Source organism: Paenibacillus sp. P4_A9 (assembly GCF_056402415.1).
Window position 1 is genome coordinate 63,823 of record NZ_JBFUHL010000010.1, and the last position, 25,381, is coordinate 89,203.

A 25,381-nucleotide genomic window follows, 5' to 3' on the forward strand; every position below is an offset into this window, starting at 1 on the left:
CGGCATGTATGTCCAAGCTTATTCATATAGTTGAATATGAGGAGGTATCCATCGTCAATGGCCAAACCAAACTTCACCCCTGCATTTCTCATGTCGTTCGTGATTATTGCCATTATTGTATGCTTAGTTCTGTTCCCGCATGTCGGGTTTCAATCCGCTATCCGCGGTGTTTCCATTTGGTGGGATGTCCTCTTTCCAGCCTTATTTCCATTCTTCGTCATCTCCGAAATTTTGCTCGGCTTCGGCATTGTTCATTTCTTCGGTACGCTGCTTGATCCCATGATGCGCCCCGTCTTTCGTATTCCCGGTATCGGCGGATTCGTCATGGCTATGGGCTTTGCAGCCGGCTATCCAGTAGCGGCCAAGCTAACTGCGCAGCTCTGGGAACAGAAGCTGGTGAATCGTGAGGAAGGCGAACGACTTGTCGCCTTTACAACAAGCTCGGATCCGATATTTCTGATCGGAGCTGTTTCCATCGGCTTTTTCCACGATGCCTCATTAGCGTTTATTTTAGCCATTGCCCATTATGGAGGCTCGTTCATAATTGGCCTCATCATGCGATTTCACGGCAGGAAGGCCTTACCTACCCCTCAGCCACTAAAGGAAAGGGGACCTATATGGAAACAGGCCTTTGAGACTATGCATAACGCGAGAATACAGGATGGAAGACCTTTAGGAACTTTGTTAAGTCAATCGATTCTCCACTCTATCCGGTTAATTTTCGTTGTAGGTGGACTTGTTGTCTTCTTCTCCGTCGTTCTGGAGGTGCTCACTTCTGCCCAGGTCATGAATGTGTTCTATATGCTGATCACTTCGCTGTTAACCATCACAGGATTACCGCATGAGCTCTCACAAGCCGTCATGAATGGGATATTCGAGGTCACACTCGGCGCTAAAGCAGCAGGGGGTGCCCCCGCCGATCTGGCCCTCTCCAGTAAAGTCGCCATTGGCGCCTTCATCCTTTCTTGGGCAGGCATGTCCGTCCATGCTCAAATTGTCAGCTTATTAAGCCATACGAATATGCGGTATCTCCCTTTTCTTTTTGCCCGCCTTCTTCATGGATTTCTCTCTGCTGCTATTGTTCTCCTGATTTGGGAGCCTATGCAGCGATTTCGAAGTCCACAGGCCGTATTTTCGCCACTCTATGATGCAACATCACCCATTACGAGCTATTTAAAGCTCATTTTCCCGATAAGTGCGATGGTCTTTATTGGTGCTTTTGCTGTCATCATAGGTCTCTTCCTCGCATATTCCTTACTTAAACTGGTGTATGAAAAGGTTGGTGGAACAAGATAATATGGGTAACTACGATCATGTTTATAAAGGGAGAGAATATTCAGATATGATAGCAGCCGTCCCCCAAGAGGCGAAAGGTTTACCTCCAACGATTGAACGTCTAAACGAGTTAGCCTTTAATTTATGGTTCAGTTGGAACCATGATGCTTTGCAGCTTTTTGAAAGTATGGACCCCGATCGTTGGAAAACGCTTGGTCATAATCCTGTTCGACTGATTCATGAGCTAGATGCAGATCAACTGGGAGCTCTAGGTCAGAACCATGATTTTGTAGAGCGCTATCAACGTGTCTTGGCTAGATTCGATACGTATATGAATGAGCCTGCATGGTACCAAAATAATTATGCCGATGAAGACTATGTGCAAATTGCTTATTTCTCCGCTGAGTTTGGTTTTCATGAATCGCTCCCGATTTATTCAGGCGGGCTTGGTATACTAGCTGGTGATCATATCAAATCATCCAGTGACCTTGGCATACCGCTTGCAGGCGTTGGCCTCCTCTATAAAAAAGGCTATTTCACTCAAAAAATTGATGCTAGCGGCAGTCAGCAAAGTGAACTGTTCACCTATGATTTTAAGCAATTACCGATTCGTCCTGTTTTGCAAAATGACCAACAGCTCACCGTCTCACTAGATATCTCCGGTCGAAGCATCATGCTTTTAGTTTGGGCTGCACGTGTAGGACGAAACTTGGTCTTTTTACTGGATACGGATCATGAAGCCAATAATGACTCCGATAAAGCGCTGACCGCACAGCTATACGGGGGCAATCAAGATATGCGGATTGCCCAGGAAATGGTTCTAGGGATCGGCGGTGTCAAGGCACTCCGAGCACTCGGCATTTACCCGAATGTGTATCATATCAATGAAGGTCACGCTGCATTCCTTACCTTGGAGCGATTGAAGGAACTGCTTCACTTAGGCCTTCCTTTTCACGTTGCGGTAGAGACCGTCCGCTCTGCCACTGTATTTACGACCCATACGCCTGTTCCAGCGGGGCATGATACCTTCTCTGTCGGGATGGTGGAACACTATCTCGGCCACTTGTTTAGCGAGCTTCCTAAGCATAAACAAAGCATCATCTCGTTAGGACTTGATCATAAGTCCGGTCAATTCAATATGACACATTTGGCGATGAATACGGCTGGACTTCGCAATGGTGTCAGCAAATTGCATGGTCAGGTTTCACGCGAAATGTTCAAAGAATTTCATGGACATATCAATGCGAGCGAGGTGCCTATCGGCTCCATCACGAACGGGGTTCACTTGGATACATGGACAGCGCCTGCGTGGAAAGAGCTTTTCGACCGCTTCCTTCCTGGCACATGGCGTGCAGAGCAATCCAACGAGCATCAATGGGCGCAAATCGAGGTCATTCCCGATGAATCCATTTGGAAGGTACATCAACAATTGAAGGAAGATTTAGTGCGTTATGCTCGCAAAAGTCTCATGGACCAGCGAAAACGAAATGAGGAATCCGAGGAACGGATCGAAGAGGTTCGTCACTATTTAAATCCTAAAGCCCTTACAATTGGCTTCGCGAGACGCTTCGCCACCTACAAACGGGCGAATCTTATTTTCAATGATTTGTATAGGCTCAAGAAATTAATTAATGATCCCGAAAGACCGGTGCAATTTATTTTTGCAGGTAAGGCCCACCCTGCTGATTACCCTGGTCAAGATCTCATTCGTGAAATTTACCGCATCTCTCAGTTGAAAGAATTTCTCGGTAAAATCGTTATTCTCGAGAATTATGATATCAACATGGCTCGCTATCTTGTTCAAGGCGTCGACGTATGGTTAAATAATCCGCGCAGACCCCTTGAGGCTAGCGGAACCAGCGGCCAGAAAGCAGCCATGAATGGCGTCCTTAATTTCAGCGTGCTCGACGGCTGGTGGGAAGAAGGCTACAACGGCATGAATGGTTGGGCTATCGGATCCACAGGAGCCGCGGACTGGGCCGCACAGGAAAAAGAAAATACGAAAGCGATTTATCACCTTTTGGAGAATGAGATTATCCCCCTCTACTACAATCAAGGTGAGGTCCCTCATCAATGGATTAAACGCATGAAGCGGTCGGTTCAATCGCTCAGCCCGGTCTATAATACACACCGAATGGTGCAGGACTATACGAATCTTTCGTATGTACCAACCGCTAAGCGTGCTCGTCTTTTCGTAGCTGATCAGTACGATGTGGCTACCAAAGTTGCCGATTACAAGCAATTCATCCGCAGTAATTGGCATCAGGTCCGAATCATGAATATTGATGACCACGCTAATAAAACCACTTCTGACGTCCCATTAGATGAGATTTTACCCGGGGCGAAAGTGATTACGGCGCAAATTCAGTTCGGGCCCATTTGGCCGCAGGATACGGCAGTAGAAGTCATTTATTATGCAGAAAATGGCGAAACATGGGAGCAGAGAATCATCCTCATGGCTCCGATCGGGGAACTCATTGACCAATCTCAGAGCTTCCAAGCTACGATTCCATCACATCTTGTTCATGGGCCTCACTTCTCAATTCGTGTGCGCCCTATATCAACCAATTTCGCTCACTCATTTGAACTCTCTCTTGTTACGAGCACCTTGTCTTAACAATAATATCAGTTAACCTTCGATAAAGCCCCGTTTGGGGCTTTTCTTATTGACCTATATAAATTATGATGAGAAGAGAATTACAGGATGTTACAGTCAGATGTGAATGTAAATCTAACGACTTGGTGATGCTATGGATTGGAATAAGGTACTAGAATTGGCTTCCTTTTCGCCAAATCAGGATTGTCATATTATCATTGTTGGTGAATGTAAAGATGGACAGCCTTTCTGTTTTGAAGATAACTTTGCCATCGACAAAATAAGTGAAGATTCGATAACGGTGTGTCTAGAGCAATTGGGCTTATACCCCTTCGACAAGCTCGAACATGTTTCATTCGTTGAATTCTCTTTCAAAGATGGCGCCATTTTATATTACGCATATGTCGATTTGATTCAGCTTGAACTCAAAAAGACAATCTGTTACCTGACCTTATCGATTCCAGAGGAAGTTCTACAGCATCAAAACAGACGGTATCCTCGCGCAAAGCTTTCATTACGAACACCGATCACACTACGTGTCGCTGGCATACGAAGCTTATCTGCACAGAAGGGTGTCGCTTTTACCGGACAACTCCTCGATATCAGTGCAGGCGGATTATCATTTGTCACGTCTAACCGACTATTCTTTCCTTTGATTTTAGAATTCAGCTTCATCCTCCCTAATTTCTCGCAACCTATTACGGTCTATGGTGAAATTGTAAGGGTTACGCATTTCAGTAACGATAGCTATCGGATTGCTGCAGAATTCCGGCATACGCCTGAATCCATTCTTCAAGAAATCGATTCATATTGCTCTAATTATTAGGAGGAACCCGATTGAAATATAACGTCATTGAACGAGGCGATGACATCTCCAAGGGGCTGACCGAACGGTTCCACGCTCTCGCCGCTAAGCAAGGTATGCCAAGGGATGAAGAACATCCCGATATCGTCCTGTCGATTGGCGGAGATGGCACGATGCTCCAAGCTTTTCATAAATATGTCGACAAGTTAGATCACATTGCGTTCGTGGGGATCCATACGGGTCATCTCGGTTTTTTTGCGGATTGGAAACCTGACGAGTTAGATCATCTAGCATCACTCATGTTCAATGTAGCAACACCAGAGGAGCTGCAAGTGGTGCGATACCCCGTTGTCGAGATCGAAATTACGACGGACAAGGGTGTTGAAACGCATCTGGCACTTAATGAGTTTACGATTCGAGGCATCGAAGTTTCACTAGTTGCAAGACTTCACGTTAACGATGAAATGTTCGAAATGTTCCGCGGTGACGGCATTTGCATCTCTTCTCCCGCAGGCAGTACCGCTTACAATAAGAGCTTGGGTGGTGCCATGGTGCATCCATCGCTAGAGGCTATTCAAATTGCGGAGATCGCGTCGATTAACAATCGTGTATACCGTACACTTGGCTCATCCATGATTTTGCCGAAGCATCACCACTGTGACATTTATCCGAAAGCACAGCAGAATATGCTGCTGTCGTTGGATCACTTATATATGCAACGTGCAGATGTCGTCTCCATTCGCTGCCGTGTAGCTTCCAACGTGAAAGTGAAATTTGCCCGGTTCCGTCCTTTCCCTTTCTGGAATCGTGTTCGTGAGGCATTCGTTGGCCTTGAAGTTAAATAACAACGAATGTTGCAACCTGCATGACAAAACGCCATCTGCTCTCCACGATTGTTGGAGTTCAGATGGCGTTTTTATTGGCTAATGCTGATTATACGGAAGTTGAACTAATAACTTCGGTTGGTATTTGCTGTTTAGGTGCGTTTACCTTTTCGATAATAAAATACGCACAGCCGAAGTTGCAATACTCATTCAAGTAATCTTGAAGCGCAGCGATGGAGGATTCTTTGGTCGCCTTCGGGTGGATTTCTTTAAAAAACCCTCTTAGTCGTAATTGACTATATCCCCAATCGCCCACAATATAATCGTACCGTTCTAACACTTCGCTGAAGCGTTCCTTGAACACTTCGAAATTCCAACCATTTTTATGATCGGTAACAAGCTCGTATGTTTTATTTGCAATATGAATCATGGTGGTAGGAAGCTCTCCTTTCTATGATCCGTTCAATGAATGTTAGACGCTGGATGCCGCTTTCACCTGTTCGTGCGCATGATAGGAGCTGCGCACCAAGGGGCCCGACTCCACGTGCTTAAAGCCGCGTTTCATGCCTTCTTCCTTCAGCATAGCAAACTGTTCAGGTGTGTAATACTTCGATACCGCTAAATGCGTCGTAGACGGCTGCAGATATTGACCAATCGTCATAATGTCACAATCCACTTCACGCAGGTCTTCCATCGTTTGGAGCAACTCGTCCCATTCTTCCCCTACGCCAATCATGACACTGGATTTCGTTGGAATGTTCGGTGCTATCCGTTTGGAACGCTGCAACAGCTCGAGTGACCGACGATATTTCGCCTTGGAACGGACACGATCTGACATCCGCTCAACCGTTTCCATATTGTGATTGAGAATATCAGGCTTTGCCTCAAGAACGGTAGCTAGTGACTCTTCTCGACCTAGGAAGTCAGGAATAAGTACCTCAACTGTGCACATCGGCAGCTTGCGCCGAATCGCTTTGATCGTCTCAGCAAAAATCATGGCACCGCCATCCGTCAGATCATCACGTGCTACGGAAGTAACAACACAATGACGAAGACCCATCTGCAGCGCTGCATCTGCAACGCGTTCCGGCTCTTCCAGATCAAGCTCCGTAGGGAGACCTGTTTTGACTGCACAAAAACGACATGCACGCGTACAAATATCGCCTAATATCATAAAAGTCGCTGTCCGATTCGCCCAGCATTCATGAATGTTCGGACATTTGGCTTCTTCACAAACCGTATGCAAGGTTTTGGAGCGCATCATAGATTTTATTTCTTTAAAATTCTCATCGGTTTTAAGATTGATCTTTAACCAATCTGGTTTTCTCTCTAAAACTTTTCTAGGCACTGTATTTCCCGCCTTTTTATTTGGTTTCTCAATGATGTTATTATAACATGAATGACTGACAAAACAATCCACTTTGGGGGTCAGTTGTGATACACTTGTTTAGATGGACCAAAACAGCTCAGCTTACGACATAAAGGCTGTATGGGAGGATAGAAACATGAGCATACAAGAAGTAACGCGCGAGAAAGATCGCAAGCTTGGTGAAATTTTAAGAAACATGGGCCGTGTCATCGTCGCCTTCTCCGGAGGGGTTGATAGTACATTCGTCCTCAAACGTGCACAGCAAGAGCTTGGTGACCAAGTGCTTGCCGTAACCGCAGCATCTGAAACATTTCCCACGAGGGAGTTCGATGCCGCAGCACAACTTGCCGAACAATTTGGCGTTCGCTTGCACAAGACAGAGGTGAAGGAATTGGAGAACGCGAATTTCGTAGCCAATAATCCTGACCGTTGTTACCACTGCAAGACGGGGCTTTATTCCCATTTACAAGATATCGCGAAAGAACTCGGGTATCCGTTTCTATTGGATGGTTCGAATGTCGACGATCTAGGCGACTATAGACCAGGTCTCCAAGCTAAGAATGAGCAAGGCGTCCGCAGTACACTGCAAGAAGCCGGTTTAACCAAAGACGAGATCCGAGCGCTTTCCAAAGAGCTAGGTCTGAGTACATGGAACAAGCCTTCCTTTGCGTGTTTGTCCTCTCGTATCCCTTATGGGACACAAATTGAGAAGTGGAAGATTGACCAATTGGACGAAGGTGAATACTTCCTGTCCCAGCTTGGTCTATATCAGGTACGTGTGCGTCACCACGAGAAGATTGCTCGTATTGAAGTGATGCCGGATGAAATTCATAAGGTCGTAGAACATCGTGATGCGATTTATGAGAAATTCAGCAAGCTTGGCTTTACATATGTCACGTTAGACTTGCAAGGCTACCGCACGGGCAGTATGAATGAAGTACTGTCTCAGGAAACGAAAGATAAGGTGAAAGAAGCATCCTTATGATGGACTTAGAGAAGATCTTAAAACTCGTCCAGGCAGGCGATCTGGACATCGACGAAGCCAAAAAGCAAATCATCAAGGAAGGCGGCGCAGGTCCCGCCAACCTTGATCTTGGATTTGCGCAGCTCGACATCGATCGCGAGAAGCGTACAGGCTTCCCCGAGGTCATTTTCGGGGAAGGCAAGACGCCCGAGCAGATCGAGGTCATTTTCCGGCGGCTGATGGAGCACACCGACCGCGTGCTTGCCACGCGCGTCGACGCGGCCAAAGCCGCTCATGTTGTTGCCAACGTGGCAGGTGTCACCTACCACGAAACCGCACGGGCGCTTACTTGGTTTAAGCGCCCGCTGCTTAAAGTCCACGACGGCTACATTGCCGTCGTGTGTGCAGGCACCTCCGACCTCCCCGTGGCGGAGGAGGCAGCCCTTACAGTAGAATGCCTAGGCAGCCACGTTGAACGCGTGTACGACGTGGGTGTCGCTGGCATTCATCGGCTCTTCCGCCGGCTCGAGCTCATTCGCGGTGCTAACGCGATTGTGGTAGTGGCCGGCATGGAGGGCGCGCTCGCCAGCGTCATGGGCGGGCTTGTGTCTAAACCCATCGTCGCTGTGCCGACGAGTATTGGGTATGGTGCGAACCTTGCTGGCATCGCACCGCTGTTGTCCATGCTGAATAGCTGCTCCCCAGGCATTTCCGTTGTCAACATTGACAATGGCTTTGGCGCAGGCTACTATGCTGGACTCATTAACAAAAATATGTCGAAACGAGCGTGAAATACGACCATGCGCATTTTATATTTGGACTGCTTTTCTGGCATTAGCGGCGATATGACATTAGGCGCTCTGGTAGATGCGGGAGCAGATCGAGCTTATATTGAGGATGAGCTTTCCAAAATCAAACTAGAGCCTTACTCCTTAGAGTGGAAGCGCGTTGTGAAACGCGGGATATCCGCTCTAAAGCTGGATGTCATACTCGACCCCGAGCATCCTCCTAAGGATCACAGGCATTACTCAGAAATCGTCAAAGTCATTCAAAAAGCAGAATTCAATGAGCGAGTTACGGCACTTAGCTTAGCTATTTTCGAAAAAATTGCGATTGCTGAGGCTAAGATTCACGGGACTCCTATTGAAAAAGTACATTTCCATGAAGTCGGTGCCATTGATTCAATTGTTGACATCGTTGGCGTCGCGTTAGCTATCGACTCCTTGCAAATCGAGCGTATTTTTGCTTCTCCAGTACCATTAGGATCTGGAACGATACATATCGATCATGGCATTTATCCAGTACCCGCTCCTGCTACACTCGAAATGATGCGAGGTCTACCTATTGCTTCAACTCATTATAGCCTGGAGATGACAACTCCAACTGGTGCCGGTATTATTTCGGGGATTGTCGATGAATTCTCCAAAAGCTTCCCACCGATGGTTGTTGACAGTATTGGTTATGGAGCAGGAACTAGAGACTTGCCTAAGCAGCCCAATGTACTGCGCGTTGTCGTCGGAAAAATTGACCCTTTTATCGGAAAATGGCAAGTAAGTCATGAGCATCTTGCGCATGAGCATAGTCATGAACATACACACACTCACGATGATCATCACCACCATCATGACCATACACACAGTCACGATCACGATCATCACCATGGTCACTCTCATTCTCACACGCATCATGGGGTTGCCACACCTGGCACTCCTCAATAAGGATAAACATAATAAACGCCCTTCCATTATTCTGGAAGAGCGTTTATTTGTCTTTTCTGTTGCATAAATAACAACCTAACTTCCTCATAGACCATCTTTAGAGGAACTTCATGCATCCTTGCCACTTGTTCGCATTCCTTAAATTCAGGTGCATATTGCACTAATTTTCCAGCATGATAACCAACCTTTACCGTTAAAGGCCCCCAACGTGTCTCCACGTGCTCAAATTCTCTTGCCAATCGATGACAAGAAGCATGCAGATAACGAATCCCAAGTGTCGTTGATTCAGTAAAAATAATCTCCTCAATGGAGGAGAGTTGTTCCTCGTCCACAAGCACATTCAACATGATACCAGGACGTCCTCGCTTCATAATAATGGGGACTACATACACATCGTTCGCTCCTGCGTCAAAAAGTTTATCCATGATATAAGTCATCCATTCCGGATTCATATCATCCAAATTAGCCTGGACTAACAGCATGCGATCGTCAACGTGTTCTTCCCTATGGTTAAAAGTCACAATTTCCACCTCTTATTGGCATCATAGCAAATATCCCTCCACAACGAAAGATCGAAGGATAAACAAGATAACATCCGTACATCCTAAGAACTAACATTTCAGGAAGGATGATAGAGATGCAAAGCAGAGCATTTTGGTCAAAGGTTCTCGCCCTTAGCCTCCTCCTATCAACAGTCACACCTACATCTTTTTTCAATCGAGATGTATCACATGCTATGGCAAATGACCAAATTACTCCAACAGTAGGTCCCCAAGCCACAAAACATACACAAGCGGAACGAAAGGAGCTTTTCGATAAGATAGGCTTACTCTCGGGCATCCCTTGGACGTACCTGGCTGCTGTAGATCAATATGAGAAAACCATGAACACCGTCAAAAAAAGAACTGTTCAACAAGGCATTACGAATATTTATTTCTCGGAGTTAGTTTGGGGGGGTATGCTCAACCCAGATCCACAAGACACGAATCTAAAAAGTGTCGCCTTTTTTCATGGACTCGGCAGAGATGGATCGGGGGATGGGATTGCTGACCGCACCAATGATTTGGATGTACTAGCAGCAATGGCTGCCATCTTAGGCAAGAACGGAACTAAAGTTGATAATTTACAAATTAACCTTTGGAATTATTACCACAATGCACGAAGTGTAGATCGCATTCGACAATTCGCAGCTATTTATGAGTCATTGGGTACATTAGAAGCCAATGACCATGCATTTCCACTCCCTGCTACGGCCGATTACTCCTATCGCAGCACCTGGGGAGATAGTCGCGGCTGGGGTGGGCACAGAACCCATGAAGGTACCGATCTTTTCGCTCACTATGGCGTTCCTGTAAGAAGTACTTGCTATGGTATTGTTGAAATTAAAGGTTGGAATCCCTACGGTGGCTGGAGAATTGGCATTCGTGATCTAAACAACATTTATCACTATTACGCCCACCTATCAGGCTTTCAAAAAACGCTCAAAATAAACGACATTGTCAAACCCGGGCAAACCATTGGTTGGGTTGGCAGCTCTGGCTATGGGAAGCCAGGTACATCTGGCAAATTTCCACCTCATCTTCACTTTGGGCTTTATCGAGATAATGGCTCAACAGAGTGGAGCTACGATCCCTATCCATCCTTACGTAGATGGGAGCGAGAAGATCGGAATAAGAAGAAATAAACCCACCTTTCCTGGTGGGTTTTACCTTATCATAGCTTATGGTTTCGTAACACTATTCTGATGAGTAGAATTCGTAGCCCCTGTATTCGGTATCGTTGGTAAAGTTATACTTGGCGGACTGCCATCCTTCGAACTCCCCACGGGATTGCCCTTATTATCATAGTAGTAAGTTGGAACATCACCCACAACAAGTGAGTAGGAAATTGGAATTTCCGTTTCAACAATTTCCGTTTCAGAATCGAATGGGATAATAACAGAGACTTCTGCAATAATGTGTACATAAACTTCAAACATAACCATATTAATACCAACATTTTGCGTACGTGTATTCAAATCCACCTTTACACTTCCAACTGGCAGCAATCTGATCGGGATATCTGGACCAAAAGAAGCGAGAATAGCACTATTCATAGCTTGACCGATGGGAATATGATCCGAAATACTTTCTAAACTATTTAACTCACCCTGGACGGTTTTAATGGCTTCCGAAGTAATCCTCATGTGTTCGTTATAATTCAACATGAAGCCTGTGATTTTATTGTTTTTATCCATTTTCCAATCAATTAGTTGCTCCGCATTCGTTCCTCCTGCAACATGATCGGCAATTGCACTATTAATCGCTTGTGTTGCAATCTGTTTAACTCTAACCTTGGCCAAATTCATCAATGGCGGCCTAAGATTTCGTTCTACAAAAATAAAAAATTGGATGCAAAACAAGACAAAGATGAGCAGACCAATCCACAGTACCTTTTTACGGCTTGTTTTCACAGTTGGTCTGCTTCTCCATCGTCGCCTCTGCAGCATTCTGTTCCCCCTTTCACCGTGCCTAAATCCAGCTCTTGCGCCACAATTCACTAGTACTACCTTATGCGGACATGATATGAAAAAGACGATCGATTCCTTTGCCGACTATCCTACCTATCCCCCTCTTTCCCTATCCACACTCCTTACACCCCTTACACGCCTATTGCCCCTCACTCCCCCTACCTCCCCCCCCCTCCTTACCAACCTACACTCATCCTATCTTACCTAACCTCTTCTTTCCCTAGCCGCCTCCTTTCACCCTTACGACCACTGTCATTTCCACATACCCACCCCCCTATAACTACCCGACTTACTTCCACTTCCGCAACCCTATCACCACTATCCCCTTCGCTCAGGTAAAAAAGACAATTTCTACACCCAATTAATTGAAAACAGATCATATGTTTGGTATAATAAAATAAGAACAAATGTTTCTATCTCATTCATTTTCTGGGGGATCACTACATGGATATTTCAATCATGTCATACGAGCAATTTCATACGTATTTTTCCTCTGAAGATATTTGCATCGACTTTCTTTTTCAAACGAAATGGCCACAAGGCTTTCACTGCCCACGTTGTGAGCATCGTCATGCCTATATAACTACAACTCGACGTTTACCCTTATATGAATGCTCGCACTGTCGTCACCAAGTGTCATTACTTTCAGGGACGATTATGGAAGGCTCCAGAACTGAGCTTCGTAAGTGGTTGTTGGCGATTTTTCTGATTTCACGTACTCATATTGGTACAACTGCAATGGAGCTTTCACGGCTTATTAAAGTTACATACAAAACAGCCTGGCTAATTTTACATAAAATTCGCGCATCCATTCTTCAGGCAGATAGCCATAGTCCGCTGACAGGTTCAGTTCAAATTAACTCTGCTATCTATGGAAAACCCTTCAATCCAACTGTCCACAAGCATCCTCAAGAACATCTCCTACTCGTTGGCTCCTCACATGATGATTCCGGTGTACACACGTATATCAAAATTAAGCACGTTGTACCCTCACACCCTAGAAACAAACATATAACGAAAGTCGACACCTCCACCTTCCAGCAGCAACATATCGAGCCTACAGTGAGTGAAATTCGCATGGTTACAGGCTTTTATACGCCAAAACGTCAACGCCCCTTACTCGAAATTGTTAAACAAGCGAGCACGTGGATTAATTCAACCTTCCACGGTATCGGAGCCCGTCATCTTCAAAGCTATTTAGACGAATTCTGCTATCGGATTAATCTAACCGCATCGAATATATCTATCTTTGATCATTTGATAAAAAGATGTATATCTAATTCTAATTTGGCCACCTCTCATTTCTAAGCTAAGTACTCTTCTTTCAACTTTCTACTCCTTTAAATCAATCACTTAAGTTCGCTTTCCTATTCCACTTGGATAGTGGTCATTGGTGGAAGCTCTCACCCTCTGAACTAAGGAGATAGCGGTCATTAGTGGATACTCTCACCTTCCTGAGCTAAGGGGATAGTAGTCATAGGTGGTTGTGAAAGTTAGAGTACTCTGTTGGTCATACCCTATCCGTTAGAATTAGTAGTGATTAGCGTCTATTCGAGAGGGCCACTAATGATGTGACTTAGTGAGGGGGACTCTAGTGATGGGAACTGTGCGAACGGAGTTGAGGCTATTGGAAACTTTGTTTACTGTTCGAAATTGTCTATTTTGATTGGATACTTTTTCGATTTGACATGGGCATATATGCAAAAACTTTCGTCCCCATCACGTGGATGGTTCTGAAAGTTTTTGTATTTGAATCTATGTAATTATTAGTGTGTGGATGGAACAAGAGAGCTGTGCCACCAAGTCCGCTTGGGGTGCTGCTGCCTGAATCAAACTCTAGTCGTCCCTTGATGATGAGAGCGAATTTTCCTTTTGTTAACCCTTCAAAAGCTCACCAAGCTCATCCCAAGACGTGATCCGCGGCAAATCCAGATGTCGATTATAGGATCTGTCTTTCACACAAATACGAACTGGTAAGTGCGACAAGGTATCCAGAACCTTCGGTTTATCATCAAAATAATAATCCAGCTCTAGCGCCTCTATGATATGTACTTTCTCAGAATCACTCATCCCACAGAAGAAGTGCCCCTCTGCCACTGGGAACCCATTGTCCAGAAGCCATTGTCGCGTACGCTCAGTATGCTCCTTAGCCCTAGCGGTGATGTAGTATACCTCATGACCCTGCTCCACCAACTGGTTCAAAACTTCACGCGCATGAGGGAAGGTCGCACAGTCCGAATAATAAATCTCATCGCGAAGGCTGTGCCACAGCTTTCCACCCTCCTCTTTAGATAATCCAAAAGCACTGTGGATTTCCATCGTAGGCAGAGCTTGAAATACCTCTAGGCCAATATTCTGCTGCAGCTTCTGATTGTAAATGTGAAACGCATGCTCTCTCAGATTAATGAGGGTATCATCAATATCAAATCCAAGCTTCACCGTCTACCCCTCCATTCACCTAGCCTCTATTCTTTTAATTTTATCCCAAAAAGACTTACAAATACCGAGGCCTGTCCTCTAGAAATAATACATCCGCGCAAATCCTCAATGCTTACACCTAAACTGGTAAACTCACACGAGCTTAAGTCGATCCCCTCCAGCTTGGCACCTGTAAATTGCGCTTGGTCCAGCTGGCAGCCTTCAAGTTGTAGCTTCTGCAACGTGGCTTCATAAAAGTCAGAACTGGTCAAGGAACAAGATTGAAATGAGATCTGTTTAAGATTAGCCATCCGGAATGTCGCGAAGTCACCCAAGCAATCTTGAAAGAGGATGTTTCGCAATGTTGCCCCCGAAAGATCCATACCGATGATTTTACAATTCCGAAATTCAGTTCTGTGAATCGTCGCTTCCGTAAAGTCGACATTAGACAAATCACATCGGTCAAAAATAACATCTGTCAGCTCAATTTCTTTCATCGAGATACGTGTAAAGGTCACATTGCGAAAAATAATTTTATCAAACGCGACCTTATAGGCCGATTGATTATCGATCACGCAGTCACTAATAATGCCAGTATGGAAGCTATCCTCAGGCTCAAATTTCCCCTCTTGCAGGGAAATAACAGGCAATTCTTTAGGCATTTTGGGTGCATCTAATTTAGGATTACTCATAAAAAGCTCCTTTATAATTGAGTTACAGGCAAAAAAATAAGCCTTATCGGCTTACCGCTAAAAAATGATAACAGAAGATGTTACACTATGCAGCATGAAGAATAAGGATCCCCATTTTCTTTTGATATAATTCCGGCCACGGAAAAGCCTAGTTTTAATCGTAGAAACAGGTAAATTCACTTCTCGGCTGATGTCTTCTAAGGACATATCCAAATAATATTTATACACAATAAGGTCTTTATATTTATCGGGTAGATCTTGAATCATTTGTTCGACCTGGCTGTACGTTTCCTGCTCAATGAGTTGAAGCTCAGGTGTCTTCTCATGACTTACCAATTTCTCAATCAAAGGGCGTTCATCTTGGGATGGAAACGCACTCGTATCCATAGAGAGCTCTTTTTTCTTCTTCCGCATCAAATCAATGGTGACATTTTTGCCAATGCTAAAGATCCAGCTGGAGAAGTTTTTGGTAGCGTCAAATCGATGAGAATTCAAATGTGCCCGCAAAAAAGTCTCCTGAACAACGTCTTCGGAATCCGATTTATTACGAAGCATGCGAAAAGCTAAACGATAAATTCTGTCCTTATACAGCTCCAGAAGTCGATTAAACGCTTTCGCATCTCCTTGACTCCACATTGTTGCAAGTTGACTATCACTTAATTGCAGCATGTTAAATCTCCTTCACTTGTGAAACTACCTATCTCCTATTCTACCAAATCAAAGCAAAAAAAAGAAACCTTTTCAGGCTTCAAAGATGACTATTTATCGATAAAATTGGACACATATTCCGCTTTCTCTGCACTGGCTATCACAATTAACGTTACAATAATTCCGAATAGGATAATCCCGCCTACGATCATAATGCGCACCCACTTTGACTGATTGATACGAATGATCATCTATTATCAAAGATATGATGCGCGGCACTGATTATTCACTAAGATTCATAATAACATATTGCTCCAGATGACTCGCCAATATCCCGAAGGTAGGCTTCTGGACGTCAACCTTTTCACCAAGAACCGCTTTCACCCCTAAATATGGAAAATTAACACCTGACAGGCAGCTAACTTGTAGACCGCCCGACATTCTAGGATTAATCTCCAGCAGCTTCGGGACACCCTGACTATATTTGATTTGAATATTATAGTTAAAAGGAATACGGTACGTGGCAGCTACTTGATTAGCAAGCTCGATCAGCTCTGGAACCTCCTCTAATAGCCGCAAGCGTCCATCCGCTTTACGACGTGGAACAGCGGCAAGCAGCTCGCCGGATGCGGAAGCCAAACAATCGATGCTGTATTCGTAGCCATTAAGTAATTCCATAACCATGACATCGTCAAAACGTTCCACAGTCGATAAGTTCTGGTACACTTGCTCTTTGGTGAGATACGGCATTACCGGTCCAAACATATCATTGAGGGCATTCCGCTTATTGCTGACAATCCGAAATCCATTGCCGCCTTCGCCATTAGTTGGCTTCATACAGATCCCGTGACCGGCCGCTGTAAGCGCCTCATGAGCTTGTAGAAACTGCTCCGCCGTATTTACCACATGATAATCGGGAATCGCGACGATACCCTTAGGTCGTATGTTTTCGTAAAACTTTTGTTTTTCCATGATGCTTTCTAGGAGCTCTAGATCGCGGCAAACCGTCACTTTTGTACCTATTTTTTCAAACTCATCAATATGCTTGGCGATGGCGTACATTTGCAACCTAGGGATAAATACATCGATACCATGCTGCTTGCAAAAGCTCAGCGCGAACTCTACATAGTCATCGGCGGCGAGAACTGGCTCGGTATCCGCAAAATCTGCCGATCTCAGCGCCATGTGGGAACGATCTGTATGCGTAGCATACATTTTGAACTGAACCCCATCCTCATTGTTACGAATGCTGTTCATGTAATGATAAGCGACAGAAAACCAACGGTTAAACCATACTTTTTTCATGAGGGCTCCTTTACGAGCAACTTTTTGTGCTCTATCTGTGTGGAATGTACAAATGAAGTGATATCATCCGCTGCGAAAATACCGGATTCTTCGGTGAATCTATAGTTCCCGGACTGTCCCATTTGCTCTTGGCGGAATAACTCTCCATGACCTGGAGCAATGGCATAATCTGCGATGTCTAACAAGCTCTGATCCAGAAGTGAATCTCCGGAAGCGATGACTTTCCGTCCGCCAAGAACCTGGCTCAGGTGGGCGACCGCTGCACCTTTGCTCACAGCCTCAGGGACGATGTACACCTTTCTTCCTTGCACAGAGGTACGCCAGCCCTTCCCTTTCAGTTGTGTGCTGAGATCGGCTATTTCCTGCAGCGGCATACGGTCGCGATCGACGATGTGGGAGTAGAATAACTCATCGCAAAAGCTCGAGCTAATCACCCAATCCTGACCGAGCACGCCATGCATAACAGGCAGCATATCCTCGACAGCGGCACTTGTCTCGCTAACGCGTGTCCTTACATGATCTCGCCATTCCGTATTCACCTTTCCATTAATCAGCATATTTCCCCCATTACTAGTCACCGCATATTGGGGTTTCAGGATTTGACTGATGAGATGGATTCGCTCATATTGTGCAATGGTTCTGGTTGTCACAGGTATGAAAATAAGTTCATTCATCAGCTCTTGCAGGCGTTGATACGTATTCGAAGACATATAGGATCTTACCTTGCCATCAATAAGCTCGGCGATCATGATTCGATCCCCCAAATGCTCTGCACGATCTGTCGGCTGGGAATAGATTAAGGTCTGATCTAAATCACTTGCATAAATCATTCGGCATCCCCTTTCACGGATTGTATGAGGCCGCAACATGAATAGGTGAGACCGGGATACACTTCAACGGGTACCCCACGTGCCTCAGCTAAAAGCAGGATATGCCGAATATGCGGATTATCCATGCGGTCTACCAAGATCCGCCACGGCACTCTCCTGAGCAGTACGCGAGTTGTTTCTCCTACTCCTGGCTTAATCAGATTGATATCTGCCATCTGATAGGTCGTCTGAATCGCTTGAATATCTCGCAAGCCATACCAGGAAATCTCAGGTGGATGGGTCTTAATTTGTTGAGCAATCGCCTGAGCTCCCTTGGTCACCTCACTGAAATAAGGCACAATCGTATTGATGAAATGCGTTGACTGATCTTGATCTAGCCATTCGCTGTAATATTTCGAGCCATGAAAATCATGGGGTCCAATCAGATCGTCGCGCAGCACCGTACGGCTCATTAAACCAGAGACCGTCGAGTTCAAGCATGCGCTTGGAATGAGAAAGTCCTCGCGGGTTCCGAACATATCCGTGCAATGGCCCGGATCGGCGAGCACCGCTAGATCATCGTCCAGGATGATCCCGTATTCTCTTGCCATTTTGTCACAAGCTTGGGTAAGCACCTTACGTATGGCGCCCTTGCCTGTCCATCCATCAATGAATTGCAGCCTTGCATCAGGATGCTTCTGCAGCATATACAAGAGCGCGTTCTCATCAATCCCCTTGCCACGAATAATCGAGATGCTATAATGCGGTAAATTCAGCTGATGGATATCTTCCAGGTATCGCTTAATCAAAATACCGACAGGCGTACCCGCTCTAGCTAAGGAAACGAGAACGGTATTCGGCCCTTTCTTATCTCGGATAATCTCGGCTACGGCCCCCACAGATACGGCTACTTTCTCTGCAGACTGCTCTAGGGTTTCTTGATAAAGAGTCAAATAATCCGAGGATGGCAGATGCTCTTGCGGAAGCATTTCCGAATAGTGGGTGCCGGATTGGATGGCCCTTTCTCTGGCATCTAATGCGACTTCCAACTGTACATCGCTGATATCCTTCAGTAGAAATGTCACATCAGCTGGCGAATAGCTGCCCATCGGTTGGGGCGCAGCTATTGGTCTGGCTCGCCAAGCTTCCATACCTTAGCCTCCTTCCAAGCGACTGTCTGAGGTGAAAAGAAGACGATATGCAAGGTGTGCAGCCCCCTTGTTTGGAGGATGCGCAAGATTGGCTCCATCGATGAGGGGGAGGCTTCTCTTTCCATAAAAAGAAAAAGCTCCTGGTACATGCCGTACGGGATATTGTAGAAAAAGTGCACGACATGTTCATCCTCTGGTGAAGGAAAAGCATGTCCATCTTTCACCGCGTAGTCACCGTGTTCAATGATATGAATAGGACTGCGTGTTGTGGATTGATAAGACACTCCTGCACCCATCTCAGCAGCAATACGCATGGGGATATACATAAACTCCCCAGTACCCACACAGAGTGTCTTGATCCCCGTACGCATACGTTTGAGTCGCTCTGCCGTTTGCGTGATGGAACGATCCAATTGTCTGTTATTGGGTGGTGTAAGACCGAATCTTCCACTATGCTGCAAATAGGGACGGTTGCCTGCAAATGGGGCGTGTGAGAATAGCTGATTCACATAGGCGATTTGCAGGAGTCCAGTTCGCTCCTCTTGCAAGGGGCTAGGTGCTTGGAGGGATAAGCTCTCGCTTGAGCCAAATACCGTCGTCTTCCCTCGAATCAGTGAAATGACATGAATCGTGATGTTTAACTCCTGCTCTAATTGAGCAAATTGCAAGATGTCTTCCTCTTTACGCCAATCGAGCAACGCTAGCACGTAGTAGACTTTCTTTGGGTATTTTCCCTGCAGGTCACGAATAATATTGAGTGAGGTTTTGCCTGTCGTAATCTCGTCATCAACGAGAACGAGAATTTCGGGCTGTGCAAGCATGGCAGGGTCGTCCGAATAGCCATAGTGTGCCATGGCATGCGAATGCTCCTCTTCGAACTGAAGGATGGTCGGTGATTCTTCAATCACTTCACGTGTCGTATGTAAATAATGACTTCCCTGCCCAAAAGCCTCATATACCGCATGACCAATGGCCGTCGCTGTTTCAGCAAATCCAATGAAAGCGATGGGCTGCTGCAAATCTATACGCTCAGACATGATCGCCTTATAGGCCGATTCTGCTTTCTCCGGATATACGAGCCCCGCAATAGCTAGCTGTACCTTCTCTTCGTACTTCGTTCCCTGTAAAGCCTGCTCCAGTAACAACGCAAGTGTTGTTCCACTTAACAGTGAAGTGTATGGATTCACTGGGATATGTTTGCCGAGCACCTTGCTCACGAACAAAAAGGATCGTTTCTTATTAATTCTCGCCGCCATTGCGAATAACGCATCCAGCGGGATGCCATGGGGATTGGAGGTCACGGTGACGTGAAGCTCCAGATCGCCAGCGATTTTATACGTACGCTCGGTTAGGCCCAATGAATAGTCCATCAAAGGATTGTTGTTCATGCAGCACCCCATATATTTGTGATCGTAAAAGAATACGTTTCGCCCAATTGAAATGGGGTTTGAATTCATTCATCTTATTGCCGTAGGCGCTCTTCATCACCCCGAGGTCGCCATGATGGTTCATCAGAATACTCGTGGCATCGGTATATTCTTCATGCGTGACCGCATAGAGCGATTGAACCGGCTTAATGTGCGTGGGATGAATAATGGTTTTGCCGATCATGCCATTTTCCTTATCCAGCATCACTTCGTGAATGAGCCCTTTCGTAGGGAAATATTCCCACACAGGTCCAGAGATCACGTTGCAAGCCTCCATACGACCAAAAATATTAATAATATCCGCGACACAATCCCGAATGGGTGCGATGTCGTAAATGGTTCGGTCCGGACTTCTGCGGAGCCCAAATAAGCTTGAGAAATCTGTAGCGCCAATCCGTACGTTTAATACCAAGTCCTTAAAATTCGTTATAATTTCGTTAATCGCCAGTAAAGTAGAAGTGCGGCTTTCTTTATAAATAATCGAGGCAGATTCCAGAATCGGTAATCCGTACAAGGTTGGTGCCGTTTCCGATTTCTCATCATTGTAATTTTCTAGTACTTGAAAATAATCCTCGCCATTGTCTACAGTAAATTTCGGGAATACGATACCCGTTAGAAGGGCGGCATTCTCCTCCAACCTCTCCAGCACATAGTTCAACTGATTCACGCTTCTCACGCGAACGAATATCAATGGCAGATTGTCTGAGCTTAAAATACCAACATCCATCCAATGGGCAATCTGGTTCATTTGCCCAATAAGTGATTCCTCCGCAGCATGTACTTCGTTATCACCAACTGCATCTTCTAGATCAAGGACAACGGACACTAGGCCTTCGATTTTACCAAAGGCTATATCTTCTGCGAACGTACGACGTGTCGCTGGCATGTACAAGGCAGCGCCAACGGAATGAGCTAAAATGTCTTTGTGCGAATGATTATGGAAGGAATTCGGCGGTAAGTAAAACAAAGCTTTCTCTTCATCCGCTGTTAAATAATTGAAATATCGCATGCCGATTCCTCCCTCTTATTAAACAATCCCTCCATAAAGGAGGGATTGTCCATTCGTTATTCTTATGATTCTTTTACAGATCCTGACTTGTCCTTTTTGCGGAGCATACTAAGAATAATGGTTCCTCCGAACAAAGCAATAATGACGGAGAAGAAGATCACATGTGAAACGTGGAAACCGAATGCGCCAGCAATCATTTTGAGACCGATAACAATAATCAAAATAAACGCTGTTTTTTCCAATTCCGGAATCTTGTCAATGAGTTTCAAGAAGACTTGCGCCACGCCTCTCATCATCAGAACGCCCAAGATACCACCCAAGAACAATACCCATACCTTATCACTTACACCGAATGCAGCAAGAACGCTATCGACACTAAATGCAATATCCATGATTTCTACGGCAAGCACCGTACGCCAGAAGGAAAGACCTTTATTCTTGACTTCCCCGCTTCCATCGTCATGTTTCTTCATAAAGAGATTACTATAAGCAATCCAGAGCAGATACGCCCCACCGGCTACTTTAATCCAGGTAATCTTGACTAAGAACGTACCTATGCCAATCGCGATAAACCTAAATACGTAAGCACCTAGCAAACCGTAGAATAAGGCTCTCTTCTGCTGTTCCTTCGGTAAGTGTTTCACCATCACAGCAAGTACGAGCGCATTATCTGCAGATAATAATCCCTCTAGAAGCACGAGTGTACCAATAATACCCCAGTTTACGGGATCTGTGAGTGTTGCTGAGAGTACGTCCCAACTAAAAAAGTTCATGAAATTATCAACAAAGCTTTGGAAAAATTCTGACATTAAGGTGGACCCCCTGTGTTATTAGCTATTCGTAATTATGTAATCTAGCCCCATCTATATCATTCTCCGATATCACGTTTTCGTTTCCTCGGATCATTGATTTCCAATCCATAACGCAACAAAGCTGGTCAAGTGAACACCGTTTCTCGAGTCGAATTGATTCAGAAGAGTAGGGAAGGTGGTGCTCAGAAAGCACMACCTTATTTATTTAGATTTCAATCTTAAGAAGTTTGCAAACCATAATCGCGTGCTAACCCTGCTAGACCGTCTTTATATCCACTGCCGATTGCACTAAATTTCCACTCGCCGCTATGACGATAAAGTTCGCCAATCACAACACCTGTTTCAACGGAGAAATCCTCGCCAAGGTCGAAACGAATTAATTCGGCACCAGATCCTTCGTTAAGTACACGTACGTAAGCGTTGGAAACTTGTCCAAAATTTTGCGATCTTGCTTCTGCATCATGAATCGTAATACAGAAAGCAATTTTCTCAGTTTCAGCCGGCACTGTACTAAGATCAACGCTGATGACTTCATCGTCGCCATCGCCTGCGCCCGTACGATTGTCACCTTTGTGCTCGATAGAACCGTTCGAGTTTTTACGATTGTTGTAGAAAATAAAATCAGATTCGTTGGCAACTTTACCAGCAGCGTTCGCTGCAAAAATGGAAGCATCCAAATCGAAATCCTTGCCGCCATCATATTTGTTCGTATCCCAACCTAAGCCAACGATAACTTTCGTCAAGCCTGGGTTTGTTTTCGTCAAATCGACTTTCTGACCTTTAGATAATGAAATTGACATATGAAAAATCCTCTCTTTATATAAGATTTGGCTGTGCCATTACTGATATCTTTTGACCAATTGTCCAATGGTTGTATCTGTGCTGCCTTCACCGATTGCGCTAAATTTCCATTCGCCGCTGTGGCGGTAAATTTCACCAACAATGAGGGAGGACATGCCTGAATAGTTGTCGGTTAGATTGAACTTCACCAACTCTTGTTGATTCGCACCATTCAACACACGAATATAAGCGGATTGAATGAGCCCGAAATCTTGCTTTCTATTCACACAGTCATAAATATTAACAACGAAAACAATTTTGCTCACATCAGCAGGAACTTGTCCTAAATTAACGGAAACTGTCTCATCGTCGCCATCGCCATCGCCCGTACGGTTATCACCAGAGTGAACGACCGAGCCATCAGGACTTTGTAGATTGGCAAAATAAACCACATGCTTCTGGTTCGTTATTCTTCCCTTTTCATCCAATAAAATAACGGATGCGTCGCAATCAATTTCGACTGCCGATTTCTTCGAACCGAAGAATCCCTTCTTCTCTACAACAGCAGGATCCCAACCTAACCCAACCACAACTTTAGAAAGACCTGCGTTACCTTTTGTTAAATCGATCTTTTGACCTTTGACTAAACTAATTGTCAACGAGGTCACCTCCCTTCGATTACCTGTTTTAGTGAACTCCCTTATCTGATACGCATGAAATTCAATCACGTTTCACTTTCCTGGGTAAATTATTTGTGAATTCGACTTCTACAGTCAAAATCCCCCAGATTTCAAAAGAAAAGCAGCCACAGAGTGATCCTAGGCTGCACCTTCATCTATTATAACATTTTACAACTTGTGGTATTCAAATAATTTCCAATAGGAATTTTCAGTCAAGGCCTTCTGGCGCTCAACCTATGATCAGCTTTTCTTCCGGATACCGGATGAGAGGTTTCTTTTTCCCATTGGTAAATAAGGAATAGAACAGAAACAGACCGATGCGTCCGATGAACATGAGCACGATGAGTGAGATTTTACTAACGCTGCTAAGATCAGCGGTGATACCCGTAGATAAACCGCACGTTCCGAATGCCGAAGCGACCTCGAACAGGATAGCGGACACTCCCCAGCGGTTCGGCTCTGCCAGCAGCAGCATGAACACCCCTGCAAGAAGCAGTGCAATACCAGTGAGAAAAAACACAAAGCTTTTGAGCGAGTCCTCTTGGCTAATCATCCGACCATAGACCTTCGGCTCCTTCTCACCGCGAGCATAAGCAACAAGAGCCAGGACAATAACGGCTACGGTCGTTGTTCGAACGCCGCCTCCCATACTAGATGGGCTTGCCCCAATAAACATCAGTATGGATACAAGCAGTAAGCTTGCCTCTGTAATTGTGGACATATCAATGGTTGTCAGCCCTGCGCTGCGAGATGTGACGGATGTGAAGAGTGCGCTAAGTATTTTCCCATGCCAGCTCATCCCTGCCAAAGCATGTGTCCGCTCCGTTAACCAAAAGCCGATCGCGCCGAACAGCAATAACGCAGATGTCGTAACGAGTGTCAGCTTGGTAAACAGGGAGAATCGGAAATTCGTATGTCCGCCCCACAAGTACTCTCGCAGTTCTGCCAATACTGGAAATCCGATACCGCCTAAAACAATCAATACGATTGTAAACACCTGTACGAAATAATCCTCCGAATAATCAAGTAAAGAGTTGCCGAACAGATCAAAACCAGCATTCGTAAACGCCGAAATGGTATGAAACATACCATAGTACAAGGCGCTCCAAATCGACCCGTATTCGCCAGCGAAATAAAAATACAAGCCAAACACCACTGTGCTAATCGCCTCTAGGATCAGTGTAAAGCCCAGTACCATCTGCATTAACTGAACCAACCCAGATAGATTGTGGCGATTCTGGTCAATCATAATCATCTTACGCTGCAGCAATCCAATCTCTTGTCCGAACAACAGCCAATAAAAGCTGCCTAGTGTCATTACGCCGATGCCGCCGAATTGAAAAGCAATGATCAGTACGCCAATTCCGAAGCCGCTTAGCGTATCTTTGATGCCCACAGTCGTCAGACCCGTCACACTGACAGCACTAGCTGATGTAAAAAGGGCGTCCACAAAAGAAATTGTGGCGCCTTCTTTTAAGCTAATAGGTAATTTAAGAAGAACGGCAATGAGAACTATACCGATCAAATATGCGATAACAATATGTCTTGAGGCAGGCATTTTCTGTAATTTTCTTAGCATGTTGTTTTACC

General features: G+C 45.2%; 26 protein-coding genes. 9 read left to right on the forward strand and 17 right to left on the reverse strand.

The window, feature by feature from the left end; all coding sequences use genetic code 11:
* The first annotated feature begins 57 nt into the window (after positions 1-57).
* From ylbJ to AC1DVJ_RS10240, 4 genes are all read left to right on the forward strand, one after another.
* Entirely contained in the window at positions 58-1,296 is a 1,239-nt protein-coding gene (gene ylbJ, locus AC1DVJ_RS10225) for a sporulation integral membrane protein YlbJ (protein WP_477590433.1), read from the forward strand.
* 46 nt (positions 1,297-1,342) lie between these two features.
* The gene (gene glgP / locus AC1DVJ_RS10230; RefSeq protein WP_477590434.1) at positions 1,343-3,892 is read left to right on the forward strand and encodes an alpha-glucan family phosphorylase; all 2,550 of its coding nucleotides are present in this window, start codon (positions 1,343-1,345) and stop codon (positions 3,890-3,892) included.
* 133 nt (positions 3,893-4,025) lie between these two features.
* Positions 4,026-4,697, forward strand: a complete 672-nt coding sequence (locus tag AC1DVJ_RS10235) for a flagellar brake protein (RefSeq protein ID WP_477590435.1) — start codon at positions 4,026-4,028, stop codon at positions 4,695-4,697.
* Between the two features lie 11 nt (positions 4,698-4,708).
* Positions 4,709-5,521 (forward strand): NAD kinase, encoded by an 813-nt coding sequence (locus AC1DVJ_RS10240; protein WP_477590437.1) that lies wholly within the window; start codon positions 4,709-4,711, stop codon positions 5,519-5,521.
* An 88-nt stretch (positions 5,522-5,609) separates the two neighbouring features.
* Here AC1DVJ_RS10240 and AC1DVJ_RS10245 read toward each other — a convergent pair whose 3' ends face one another.
* On the reverse strand, positions 5,610-5,930 hold the full coding sequence (locus tag AC1DVJ_RS10245) for a YutD family protein (RefSeq protein WP_477590438.1): 321 nt from the start codon (positions 5,928-5,930) through the stop codon (positions 5,610-5,612).
* 42 nt (positions 5,931-5,972) lie between these two features.
* A complete protein-coding gene (gene lipA, locus AC1DVJ_RS10250) occupies positions 5,973-6,920 on the reverse strand; it encodes a lipoyl synthase (protein WP_477590439.1) in 948 nt (315 codons plus the stop codon).
* 85 nt (positions 6,921-7,005) lie between these two features.
* Between lipA and larE the strand changes: the two genes are divergently transcribed.
* Genes larE through larC form a run of 3 tightly spaced genes read left to right on the forward strand, consistent with a single transcriptional unit; the run spans position 7,006 to position 9,551 of the window.
* The gene (larE, locus tag AC1DVJ_RS10255; RefSeq protein WP_477590440.1) at positions 7,006-7,854 is read left to right on the forward strand and encodes an ATP-dependent sacrificial sulfur transferase LarE; all 849 of its coding nucleotides are present in this window, start codon (positions 7,006-7,008) and stop codon (positions 7,852-7,854) included.
* On the forward strand, positions 7,851-8,624 hold the full coding sequence (larB, locus tag AC1DVJ_RS10260; protein WP_477590442.1) for a nickel pincer cofactor biosynthesis protein LarB: 774 nt from the start codon (positions 7,851-7,853) through the stop codon (positions 8,622-8,624). The genes larE and larB overlap by 4 nt, the downstream gene beginning before the upstream one ends.
* Positions 8,625-8,633: 9 nt before the next feature.
* Positions 8,634-9,551 carry a nickel pincer cofactor biosynthesis protein LarC gene (gene larC, locus AC1DVJ_RS10265; protein ID WP_477590445.1) on the forward strand — a complete coding sequence of 306 codons (918 nt, stop codon included), beginning with the start codon at positions 8,634-8,636 and terminating at the stop codon, positions 9,549-9,551.
* Positions 9,552-9,577: 26 nt separating this feature from the next.
* On the opposite strand, the gene larC2 is transcribed toward larC, so the two are convergent.
* Positions 9,578-10,072: a nickel pincer cofactor biosynthesis protein LarC2 gene (larC2, locus tag AC1DVJ_RS10270; protein ID WP_477590447.1), complete on the reverse strand. Its 495-nt coding sequence runs from the start codon at positions 10,070-10,072 to the stop codon at positions 9,578-9,580.
* Positions 10,073-10,287: 215 nt separating this feature from the next.
* Between larC2 and AC1DVJ_RS10275 the strand changes: the two genes are divergently transcribed.
* Complete coding sequence (locus AC1DVJ_RS10275; protein ID WP_477590448.1) at positions 10,288-11,235, forward strand: M23 family metallopeptidase; 948 nt, start codon at positions 10,288-10,290, stop codon at positions 11,233-11,235.
* A 36-nt stretch (positions 11,236-11,271) separates the two neighbouring features.
* Here the strand turns inward: AC1DVJ_RS10275 and yunB are convergent, their stop codons facing one another.
* On the reverse strand, positions 11,272-12,039 hold the full coding sequence (gene yunB, locus AC1DVJ_RS10280; protein WP_477590450.1) for a sporulation protein YunB: 768 nt from the start codon (positions 12,037-12,039) through the stop codon (positions 11,272-11,274).
* A gap of 465 nt (positions 12,040-12,504) precedes the next feature.
* Here yunB and AC1DVJ_RS10285 point away from each other — a divergent pair, with 465 nt between their 5' ends.
* Entirely contained in the window at positions 12,505-13,368 is an 864-nt protein-coding gene (locus AC1DVJ_RS10285) for an IS1595 family transposase (RefSeq protein WP_477590452.1), read from the forward strand.
* Positions 13,369-13,935: 567 nt separating this feature from the next.
* On the opposite strand, the gene AC1DVJ_RS10290 is transcribed toward AC1DVJ_RS10285, so the two are convergent.
* The 13 genes from AC1DVJ_RS10290 to AC1DVJ_RS10350 form a co-directional block, all read right to left on the reverse strand.
* Positions 13,936-14,499, reverse strand: a complete 564-nt coding sequence (locus AC1DVJ_RS10290; protein WP_477590454.1) for a 5' nucleotidase, NT5C type — start codon at positions 14,497-14,499, stop codon at positions 13,936-13,938.
* A gap of 26 nt (positions 14,500-14,525) precedes the next feature.
* Positions 14,526-15,170 (reverse strand): pentapeptide repeat-containing protein, encoded by a 645-nt coding sequence (locus tag AC1DVJ_RS10295; RefSeq protein ID WP_477590456.1) that lies wholly within the window; start codon positions 15,168-15,170, stop codon positions 14,526-14,528.
* A 57-nt stretch (positions 15,171-15,227) separates the two neighbouring features.
* Positions 15,228-15,839, reverse strand: a complete 612-nt coding sequence (locus AC1DVJ_RS10300) for a sigma-70 family RNA polymerase sigma factor (RefSeq protein ID WP_477590458.1) — start codon at positions 15,837-15,839, stop codon at positions 15,228-15,230.
* An 89-nt stretch (positions 15,840-15,928) separates the two neighbouring features.
* On the reverse strand, positions 15,929-16,069 hold the full coding sequence (locus AC1DVJ_RS10305) for a hypothetical protein (protein WP_477590460.1): 141 nt from the start codon (positions 16,067-16,069) through the stop codon (positions 15,929-15,931).
* 31 nt (positions 16,070-16,100) lie between these two features.
* Positions 16,101-17,123 (reverse strand): ATP-grasp domain-containing protein, encoded by a 1,023-nt coding sequence (locus AC1DVJ_RS10310; RefSeq protein WP_477590462.1) that lies wholly within the window; start codon positions 17,121-17,123, stop codon positions 16,101-16,103.
* Entirely contained in the window at positions 17,120-17,953 is an 834-nt protein-coding gene (locus AC1DVJ_RS10315) for an HAD family hydrolase (protein ID WP_477590464.1), read from the reverse strand. The genes AC1DVJ_RS10310 and AC1DVJ_RS10315 overlap by 4 nt, the downstream gene beginning before the upstream one ends.
* On the reverse strand, positions 17,950-19,083 hold the full coding sequence (locus AC1DVJ_RS10320) for a cysteine protease StiP family protein (RefSeq protein ID WP_477590466.1): 1,134 nt from the start codon (positions 19,081-19,083) through the stop codon (positions 17,950-17,952). Before AC1DVJ_RS10320 ends, AC1DVJ_RS10315 begins: the two co-directional genes overlap by 4 nt.
* Entirely contained in the window at positions 19,056-20,471 is a 1,416-nt protein-coding gene (locus AC1DVJ_RS10325; protein WP_477590467.1) for a phosphoribosyltransferase family protein, read from the reverse strand. Before AC1DVJ_RS10325 ends, AC1DVJ_RS10320 begins: the two co-directional genes overlap by 28 nt.
* The gene (locus AC1DVJ_RS10330; protein WP_477590469.1) at positions 20,416-21,519 is read right to left on the reverse strand and encodes an HpcH/HpaI aldolase/citrate lyase family protein; all 1,104 of its coding nucleotides are present in this window, start codon (positions 21,517-21,519) and stop codon (positions 20,416-20,418) included. Before AC1DVJ_RS10330 ends, AC1DVJ_RS10325 begins: the two co-directional genes overlap by 56 nt.
* Positions 21,520-21,581: 62 nt before the next feature.
* Positions 21,582-22,328 carry a TerC family protein gene (locus tag AC1DVJ_RS10335; protein WP_477590471.1) on the reverse strand — a complete coding sequence of 249 codons (747 nt, stop codon included), beginning with the start codon at positions 22,326-22,328 and terminating at the stop codon, positions 21,582-21,584.
* A gap of 221 nt (positions 22,329-22,549) precedes the next feature.
* Positions 22,550-23,131 (reverse strand): TerD family protein, encoded by a 582-nt coding sequence (locus AC1DVJ_RS10340; protein ID WP_477590473.1) that lies wholly within the window; start codon positions 23,129-23,131, stop codon positions 22,550-22,552.
* Between the two features lie 39 nt (positions 23,132-23,170).
* Entirely contained in the window at positions 23,171-23,770 is a 600-nt protein-coding gene (locus AC1DVJ_RS10345; RefSeq protein ID WP_477590475.1) for a TerD family protein, read from the reverse strand.
* Between the two features lie 250 nt (positions 23,771-24,020).
* The gene (locus tag AC1DVJ_RS10350; RefSeq protein WP_477590476.1) at positions 24,021-25,370 is read right to left on the reverse strand and encodes a TrkH family potassium uptake protein; all 1,350 of its coding nucleotides are present in this window, start codon (positions 25,368-25,370) and stop codon (positions 24,021-24,023) included.
* Positions 25,371-25,381 lie beyond the last annotated feature (11 nt).